This window comes from Ruegeria marisrubri, assembly GCF_001507595.1.
Classification (GTDB): Bacteria; Pseudomonadota; Alphaproteobacteria; order Rhodobacterales; family Rhodobacteraceae; genus Ruegeria; species Ruegeria marisrubri.
This window is the reverse complement of the sequence record NZ_LQBQ01000035.1, coordinates 273303-282315: the sequence shown is the minus strand read 5'-3', so window position 1 is coordinate 282315 and position 9013 is coordinate 273303. Positions and strand designations below refer to the sequence as shown.

The window sequence follows — 9013 nt, the reverse complement described above, 5'->3', positions numbered from 1 at the left end:
GTGATTGCTGCGGTCAGCGTCGTCTTGCCGTGGTCAACGTGGCCGATCGTGCCGATGTTGACGTGCGGTTTCGTACGCTCAAACTTTTCCTTTGCCATTGCAAAGCTCCTTTTTCTCTGTCGGACGGCGGGGAGATCCCCGCCCTACGGTTGGGTGGGTAGGGCGGGGTTCTCCCCGCCACCCGGGTTATGCGTATTTCGCCTGGATCTCTTCCGAGATGTTCTGCGGAACCGGATCGTAGTGGTCGAACTGCATGGTGAACTGGGCACGGCCCGACGACATCGAACGCAGGGTGTTGATGTAGCCGAACATGTTCGCCAGCGGCACGAAGGCCTGGATGGCGATCGCGTTGCCGCGCGGCTCCTGGCCCGACACCTGGCCCCGACGCGAGGTCAGGTCGCCGATGATGCCACCGGTGTATTCTTCCGGCGTGATCACTTCGACCTTCATGATCGGTTCCAGCAGCTTGGCGCCGGCCTTTTTCAGACCTTCGCGCATGCACATCCGCGCCGCGATTTCGAACGCCAGAACGCTCGAGTCCACGTCGTGGTACTTGCCGTCCACCAGGGCAACCTTGAAGTCGATCACCGGGAAGCCGGCCAGCGGGCCGCTGTCCATGACCGACTGGATGCCTTTTTCGACACCGGGGATGTATTCCTTCGGAACGGCACCACCGACGATGCGGCTTTCGAACGAGTAGCCTTCGCCCGGCTCGGTCGGCGCGATTTCCAGCTTGACCTCGGCGAACTGACCCGAACCACCCGACTGTTTCTTGTGGGTGTAGGTGTGCTCGACCGGCATCGAGATGGTCTCGCGATAGGCCACCTGCGGCGCACCGATGTTGGCCTCGACCTTGAACTCGCGCTTGAGGCGGTCCACCAGGATGTCCAGGTGGAGTTCGCCCATGCCCTTCATGATGGTCTGACCGGATTCCAGGTCGGTTTCCACGCGGAAGGACGGGTCTTCGGCGGCCAGACGGGCCAGACCCTGCGACATCTTCTCCTGGTCGCCCTTGGTCTTGGGCTCGACCGCGATCTCGATCACCGGATCGGGGAAGGTCATGGTCTCCAGAACCACCGGATCCTTCGCGTCGCACAGGGTGTCACCGGTGGTGGTGTCCTTCAGACCCGCCAGCGCGATGATGTCGCCTGCAAACGCTTCTTCGATCTCTTCCCGGTTGTTCGAGTGCATCATCATCATACGACCGATGCGCTCTTTCTTGCCCTTGGTCGAGTTCAGGATCTGGTCGCCCTTGTTCATCACGCCCGAGTAGATCCGGGTGAAGGTCAGCGAGCCGACGAAGGGGTCGTTCATGATCTTGAATGCCAGGCCGGCGAAGGGCTCGTTGTCATCGGCACGACGTGCGATGTTGCGCTCTTCGGTCTCGTCGCCGGGCTTGAAGCCCATGTAGGGCGGCACGTCCAGCGGGCTGGGCAGATAGTCGATCACGGCGTTGAGCAGCGGCTGAACACCCTTGTTCTTGAACGCCGAGCCGCCCAGAACCGGAACGAAGTCCAGCGCCAGGGTGCCCTTGCGCAGCAGCTTGCGCAGGGTCGGGATGTCGGGCTCGTTGCCTTCCAGGTATTCCATCATGGCGTCGTCGTCTTGCTCGACGGCGGCCTCGATCATCTTGCCGCGCCATTCCTCGGCCATGTCCTTGAGGCTGTCGCGAACCGGAGCCTTGACCCAGCTTGCGCCCAGGTCTTCGCCCTGCCACAGCCACTCTTCCATGGTGACCAGGTCGATCAGGCCTTCCAGTTCCGACTCGGCGCCAATCGGGATACCGACCGGAACCGCGCGGGTGCCGGTGCGCTCTTCGATCATACGCACGCAGTTGAAGAAGTCGGCGCCGATCTTGTCCATCTTGTTGACGAAGACCATGCGCGGAACCTTGTAGCGGTCAGCCTGACGCCACACGGTTTCGGTCTGGGGTTCAACACCGGCGTTTGCGTCCAGAACGCAGACGGCACCGTCGAGAACCGCCAGCGAACGCTCGACTTCGATGGTGAAGTCGACGTGGCCGGGGGTGTCGATGATGTTCAGGCGGTGCTTGGGAGTATCGGCGGTCTTACCGTCCTCGGTGCGTTCCCAGAAGGTGGTGGTCGCAGCCGAGGTGATGGTGATGCCGCGTTCCTGCTCCTGCTCCATCCAGTCCATGGTGGCTGCACCATCGTGCACCTCACCGATGTTGTGGGATTTGCCGGTGTAATACAGGATGCGCTCCGAGCAGGTGGTCTTGCCTGCGTCGATGTGCGCCATGATACCGAAGTTACGGTACAGTTCGAGCGGATATTCGCGTGCCATTTGGATAAGCCTCTAGGGTTACCAGCGGTAATGGCTGAAGGCTTTGTTCGCCTCGGCCATCTTGTGGGTGTCTTCGCGCTTCTTAACGGCGGTACCGCGGGACTGTACGGCGTCCAGCAATTCACCGGCGAGGCGTTCTTCCATGGTGTTTTCGTTGCGGTTGCGCGCGGCACCGATCAGCCAGCGGATGGCCAGGGCTTCGCGGCGCTCGGGGCGGACCTCGACCGGCACCTGGTAGGTGGCACCACCCACACGGCGCGAGCGGACCTCGACCGAGGGCTTCACGTTGTCGAGGGCTTCGTGGAACACTTCGACGGGGGCGCGCTTGATCTTGTTTTCAACGCGGTCCAGTGCATTGTAGACGATCCGCTCAGCGACCGACTTCTTGCCGTCGATCATCAGGTTGTTCATGAATTTGGTCAGAACGCGGTCGCCATACTTGGCGTCGGGCAGAACTTCGCGTTTTTCGGCGGCGTGACGACGGGACATCTCGGCCTCTCCTTCTTACTTGGGACGCTTCGCGCCGTATTTCGAGCGGCGCTGCTTACGGTCTTTGACGCCCTGGGTATCCAGAACACCACGCAGGATGTGGTAGCGGACACCCGGAAGGTCTTTCACACGGCCGCCACGGATCAGGACCACCGAGTGTTCCTGCAGGTTGTGGCTTTCGCCCGGGATGTACGAGATGACTTCGTAACCGTTGGTCAGGCGCACCTTGGCGACCTTACGCATGGCCGAGTTCGGTTTCTTCGGCGTGGTGGTGTACACGCGGGTGCAGACGCCGCGCTTCTGCGGGCACTGCTCCAGGTGCATGGACTTCGAGCGTTTCACTTTCGGCTGCCGCGGCTTGCGGATCAGCTGTTGAATAGTTGGCATTCCGGTTTCTTCCCCGTTTTGCAACACACATGACATGCACGCGCATTGCGTGCGGTTAACTTCGCTGCGCCAATGCGTCCACAAGCGCAAAACCCGCGAGCGTTCCCATTCCGAGGTGAACGTCGCGGTTTGGTTATCAGAGGGCGCGAACGACAAAATTGTCCGGGCCTTGACCAGTCCGTTACTGAAATCGGCTTTGGGGCGGCCCCCGGTACCGAGATGACGCGCGTATAGGGGGAGTCGGCCCAAGTGTCAACAGCCTCTCGGGCGCAAGGCCGGTCCGCGCCGGAATGCCTGCCTTTTTCACCCCGCAATTCCGGGATCACTGGGCATCCGAGGCCGCAAGTGCGCAGCGACAAGGCCTACGTTCGGTGCACCTGTTCCGAGCTTTGAAGCGCGCGCTCGCGGAACAGGGTGAACAACCCGGCCCCCACGACCAGCGCCGCGCCCAGCATCGTGATGCGGTCGGGCCAATCCCCGAAAACGGTCCAGCCCAACACCAGAGCCCAGATCAGGCTGGAATAGCGGAACGGGGCCACGAATCCCACCTCGCCGACCCGCATGACCATCACGCTGAAGACATAGCCCATCAACACGAACACCGCGGCGGCCGCCAAAGTCGTGCCGGCAGCCAGTGTCAGCGGCGCCCATTCGGTCGTGGCCGAGGCCAGCGCGCCGGTCATGGTCACCGCAATCGAGGTCGCCAGCGTCACGACCATCGAGGGAACCTCGGGGGACATCCGGCGCGTCAGCAGATCGCGGGCGGTGACGCAGACCACCGCGAACAGCGCGTAGATCGCGTGGCTACTGAACCCTTCCGGCCCGGGCCTCACGATCAGCAGCATGCCGACGAAGCCCACCCCGATCGCCGTCATACGCCGCCAGCCCACCGGTTCCTTGAAGAACAGGGCCGCCCCCAGGGTCACGGTCAGCGGCAGGGCCTGCAGCACCGCCGTCACATTGGCCAGCGGCATGTGCATCAAGGCGGTCAGGAAGAAGAACGTCGCGGCCACCTCGCTGGCGCAGCGCAGCAGGACCGTGATCTTGTCTCGGCGCGGGAAATTCAGATGCAGGGCCCCGAGATGCCGCGCGAGAAAGAAGATCAGCACCGTCGCCAGAAGCCCGCGCAGCGTGACGATCTGGAACAGGGGCAGGTCGGCGCCGACTGCCTTGACCAGCGTGTCGTTCACGGTGAAAGCCGCCATGCTGCCCATCATCAGCAAAGCGCCGGTCATGTTCGGAGCCATGGATCCCTCGTTCAGGTGGTTTCGCGCGGAATTCCGCCCGGGCACAGTGCAGCGCAGGCCTGCGGGTTGGCAATCGCCGATCGTTCGCAGCCGCGTAAAAAGCGCAGCCTGCATCGAGCGCAAAACGCCGCGCGGCACCCATCTCGTGCGGAATTTGCGGGCAGTTTTCCCCAGGGCGGTCGCAACGTCCGGTCGCGGAAAATGGCCTTTCCCATCAGTCCGGGTCAAACGCCTGAGCAGCGACGCGTCGCCCGGTGCAAGAAAAAGGCCCCGCGCGATGGCGGGGCCTTTTCGATAGTCTGATGCCGGAGCTTACTCGCGGCTTTCGGGGGTCTCGACCAGTGTCTCGAACTCGTCGCCGATCATGTCGTCATCCACGATCGGAGCAGCCAGGGCTGCGGCGGCCTCGGCCTCTTCCCGGCGGGCCTCGATCACCACGTTGTCACGCTGCTGCGCGATCTGACGGACACGCTGGGTCGCGCCACCGGTACCGGCCGGGATCAGGCGGCCGACGATGACGTTCTCCTTGAGGCCGACCAGCTTGTCCACCTTGCCCTGAACCGAAGCCTCGGTGAGGACGCGGGTGGTTTCCTGGAACGACGCCGCCGAGATGAACGACCGGGTCTGCAGCGAGGCCTTGGTGATCCCCAGCAGGATCGGCTCGCCCTGGGCCGGACGACCACCGCGCGCGATGGTCTTTTCGTTGGCCGCGTCGAACTCCTGCTTGTCGACATGCTCGCCCTTCAGCAGCGTGGTGTCGCCCGAGTCCAGGATCTCCCACTTCTGCAGCATCTGGCGCACGATGACTTCGATGTGCTTGTCGTTGATCTTCACGCCCTGCAGGCGATAGACCTCTTGCACCTCGTTGATCATGTAGTCGGCCAGAGCCTCGACGCCCAGGATCGACAGGATGTCGTGCGGAGCCGGGTTGCCGTCCATGATGTAGTCGCCCTTCTGCACGAAGTCGCCTTCCTGCACCGGGATGTGCTTGCCCTTGGGCACCATGTATTCGACGGGCTCCAGCGATTCGTCCGCCGGTTCGATCGAGATGCGGCGCTTGTTCTTGTAGTCGCGGCCAAAGCGCACGTAACCATCGATTTCGGCGATGATCGCGTGATCCTTGGGACGACGGGCCTCGAACAGTTCGGCCACACGCGGCAGACCACCGGTGATGTCCTTGGTCTTGGCGCCTTCGCGCGGGATACGCGCAACGACGTCGCCGGCCTCGATCTTCTGGCCGTCCTCGACCGACAGGATCGCGTCCACGGACATCGGATAGTGAACCGGGTTGCCCGCATCGTTGCGGACTGGCTCGCCATTCTCGTCGACCAGGATGATTTCCGGCTTCAGGTCGCTGCCTTTCGGCGCCGCGCGCCAGTCGATCACGATCTTCTGGGTCATGCCGGTGGCATCGTCGGTCTCGTCCCGGACGGCGATGCCCGAAACCAGATCGACATATTTCGCGGTACCGGCCTTCTCGGCGATGATCGGCAGGGTATACGGGTCCCACTCGAACAGCTTGTCGCCGCGCTTGACCTTGTCGCCATCCTTGACGAACAGCTTGGAGCCGTAGCCCAGCTTGAAGCTGGCGCGTTCTTCGCCGTGCTCGTCCTTGATCACCAGCTTCATGTTCCGGCCCATGACCAGGCTTTCGCCTGCGGCATTGACCAGGATCTGCGGGTTTTCAAAGGCGACGACACCGTCCTGGTTGGCTTCCTGGAACGACTGCTGGCCACCCTGGGCAACGCCGCCGATGTGGAAGGTCCGCATCGTCAGCTGGGTGCCGGGTTCACCGATCGACTGGGCGGCGATGATGCCGACCGCTTCGCCGGTGTTGACCATGGTGCCACGCGCGAGGTCACGGCCATAGCACATGGCGCAGACGCCCTCTTCGCTTTCGCAGGTCAGCGGCGAGCGGATGCGGGCCGACTGGACACCGGCTTCGTCGATGGCATCGGCCATGCGCTCGTCGATCAGCTGGCCAGCGGCCACGAGGATCTCGTCCGAACCCGGGCGCAGGATGTCCTCGGCCGCGACACGGCCCAGAATGCGCTCGGCCAGGGAGGCCACCACTTCGCCGTCGTTGACGGCGGCCTCGGCGGTGATGGCGCGGTCGGTGCCGCAATCCTGCTCGCGCACGATGCAGTCCTGCGCCACGTCCACCAGACGGCGGGTCAGGTAGCCCGAGTTCGCCGTCTTCAGAGCGGTGTCAGACAGACCCTTGCGGGCGCCGTGGGTCGAGTTGAAGTATTCAAGAACGGTCAGACCTTCCTTGAAGTTCGAGATGATCGGCGTCTCGATGATGTCGCCGTTCGGCTTGGCCATCAGGCCGCGCATGCCGCCCAGCTGCTTCATCTGCGTGACCGAGCCCCGCGCGCCCGAATGCGCCATCATGTAGACCGAGTTCGGCTCTTTGTCGGCGCCGTTCTCGTCCTTGTCGACGGACGAGATGGTCTTCATCATGGCTTCGGTGACGCGGTCGTTACACTTCGACCAGGCGTCCACGACCTTGTTGTACTTTTCGCCCTGGGTGATCAGGCCGTCCATGTACTGCTGTTCAAAGTCCTTCACCTGCTCGCGGGTGTCGTCCACGATGGCCCACTTGTCCTCGGGGATCACCATGTCGTCCTTGCCGAACGAGATCCCGGCCTTGAACGCCTCGCGGAAGCCCATGACCATGATCTGGTCACAGAAGATCACCGACTCTTTCTGGCCGCAGTAGCGGTAGACGGTATCGATGACCTGCTGCACCTCTTTCTTGCGCAGCAGACGGTTGACCAGCTCGAACGGCGCCTTGTTGTTCCTGGGCAGCAGAGCCCCCAGGCGCACGCGGCCCGGCGTGGTCTCATAGCGCTTCTGAACCTCGTTGCCCTCTTCGTCGATCTGGGTGATCCGGGCGGTGATCTTCGAGTGCAGATGCACCTCGCCCGCGTCGAGCGCGTGCTGCACCTCTTCGATCGAGCCAAAGACCTTGCCTTCGCCCGGCATGCCGTCCCGCTCGAGGGTCAGATAGTAGAGACCCAGGATCATGTCCTGCGACGGCACGATGATCGGCGAACCGTTGGCGGGCGACAGCACGTTGTTGGTCGACATCATCAGCACGCGCGCTTCCAGCTGGGCCTCGAGGCTCAGCGGGACGTGCACGGCCATCTGGTCGCCGTCGAAGTCGGCGTTGAAGGCCGAGCAGACCAGCGGGTGAAGCTGGATCGCCTTGCCCTCGATCAGAACCGGCTCGAACGCCTGGATGCCCAGACGGTGCAGCGTCGGCGCGCGGTTCAGCAGAACCGGGTGCTCGCGGATCACCTCGTCGAGGATGTCCCAGACCTCGGGACGCTCTTTCTCGACCAGCTTCTTCGCCTGCTTCACGGTGCTGGAAAGGCCCTTGGCCTCGAGCCGCGAGTAGATGAACGGCTTGAACAGTTCCAGCGCCATCTTCTTGGGCAGGCCGCACTGGTGCAGCTTGAGTTCCGGGCCGGTCACGATGACCGAACGGCCCGAGAAGTCGACGCGCTTACCCAGAAGGTTCTGGCGGAAGCGACCCTGCTTGCCCTTGAGCATGTCCGACAGCGACTTCAGCGGACGCTTGTTGGCGCCGGTGATCACGCGGCCGCGGCGGCCGTTGTCGAACAGGGCGTCGACCGACTCCTGCAGCATCCGCTTTTCGTTGCGGACGATGATGTCAGGCGCGCGCAGTTCGATCAGGCGCTTGAGACGGTTGTTCCGGTTGATGACGCGGCGATACAGATCGTTCAGATCCGAGGTCGCGAAGCGGCCACCATCCAGCGGCACCAGCGGACGCAGTTCCGGCGGGATGACCGGAATCACGGTCATCACCATCCACTCGGGGCGGTTGCCCGATTCCAGGAAGGATTCGACGACCTTCAGGCGCTTGATGATCTTCTTGGGCTTCAGCTCGCCGGTGGCTTCGGCCAGATCCGCGCGCAGCTGCTCGGCCTCGGCCTCGAGGTCGATGTTCTGCAGCATCTCGCGGATGGCCTCGGCGCCGATATTGGCCTTGAACGCGTCCATGCCATAGGCGTCCTGGGCGTCCATGTATTCTTCTTCGGTCAGCATCTGGCCATAGGTCAGGTCGGTCAGACCGGGCTCGATGACGACGTAGTTTTCGAAATACAGAACGCGCTCCAGATCACGCAGGGTCATGTCCAGCATCAGGCCGATGCGGGACGGCAGCGATTTCAGGAACCAGATATGCGCAACCGGCGCGGCCAGCTCGATATGGCCCATACGCTCGCGGCGAACCTTCTGCAGGGTGACTTCGACACCGCATTTCTCGCAGACGACGCCGCGATACTTCATGCGCTTGTACTTGCCGCACAGGCATTCGTAATCCTTGATCGGGCCAAAGATACGCGCGCAGAACAGACCGTCACGCTCGGGCTTGAACGTGCGGTAGTTGATGGTTTCCGGCTTCTTGATCTCGCCATAGGACCAAGACAGGATCCGTTCCGGCGACGCCAGCGAGACCTTGATTTCGTCAAAGACCTTGGGCGGGGTCAGCGGGTTGAACGGGTTGTTGGTGATTTCCTGGTTCATTTGTTACCTCAAATCTTGCGGAAGGGGGGACG

At 62.9% G+C, this 9013-nt stretch carries 6 protein-coding genes; all 6 read right to left on the bottom strand.

Annotated features, from left to right (window positions below; translation table 11 throughout):
- The coding region (locus AVO45_RS15550; protein ID WP_038034850.1) for a GTP-binding protein at nucleotides 1-98 on the bottom strand (98 nt) is incomplete at its 3' end.
- 88 nt (nucleotides 99-186) lie between these two features.
- Nucleotides 187-2304 (bottom strand): elongation factor G, encoded by a 2118-nt coding sequence (gene fusA, locus AVO45_RS15545; RefSeq protein WP_068348677.1) that lies wholly within the window; start codon nucleotides 2302-2304, stop codon nucleotides 187-189.
- An 18-nt stretch (nucleotides 2305-2322) separates the two neighbouring features.
- On the bottom strand, nucleotides 2323-2793 hold the full coding sequence (rpsG, locus tag AVO45_RS15540; RefSeq protein ID WP_068348674.1) for a 30S ribosomal protein S7: 471 nt from the start codon (nucleotides 2791-2793) through the stop codon (nucleotides 2323-2325).
- A gap of 15 nt (nucleotides 2794-2808) precedes the next feature.
- On the bottom strand, nucleotides 2809-3180 hold the full coding sequence (gene rpsL, locus AVO45_RS15535; protein WP_005980675.1) for a 30S ribosomal protein S12: 372 nt from the start codon (nucleotides 3178-3180) through the stop codon (nucleotides 2809-2811).
- 362 nt (nucleotides 3181-3542) lie between these two features.
- Nucleotides 3543-4427 (bottom strand): DMT family transporter, encoded by an 885-nt coding sequence (locus tag AVO45_RS15530; RefSeq protein WP_068348746.1) that lies wholly within the window; start codon nucleotides 4425-4427, stop codon nucleotides 3543-3545.
- Between the two features lie 312 nt (nucleotides 4428-4739).
- Entirely contained in the window at nucleotides 4740-8981 is a 4242-nt protein-coding gene (gene rpoC, locus AVO45_RS15525; protein WP_068348671.1) for a DNA-directed RNA polymerase subunit beta', read from the bottom strand.
- Nucleotides 8982-9013 lie beyond the last annotated feature (32 nt).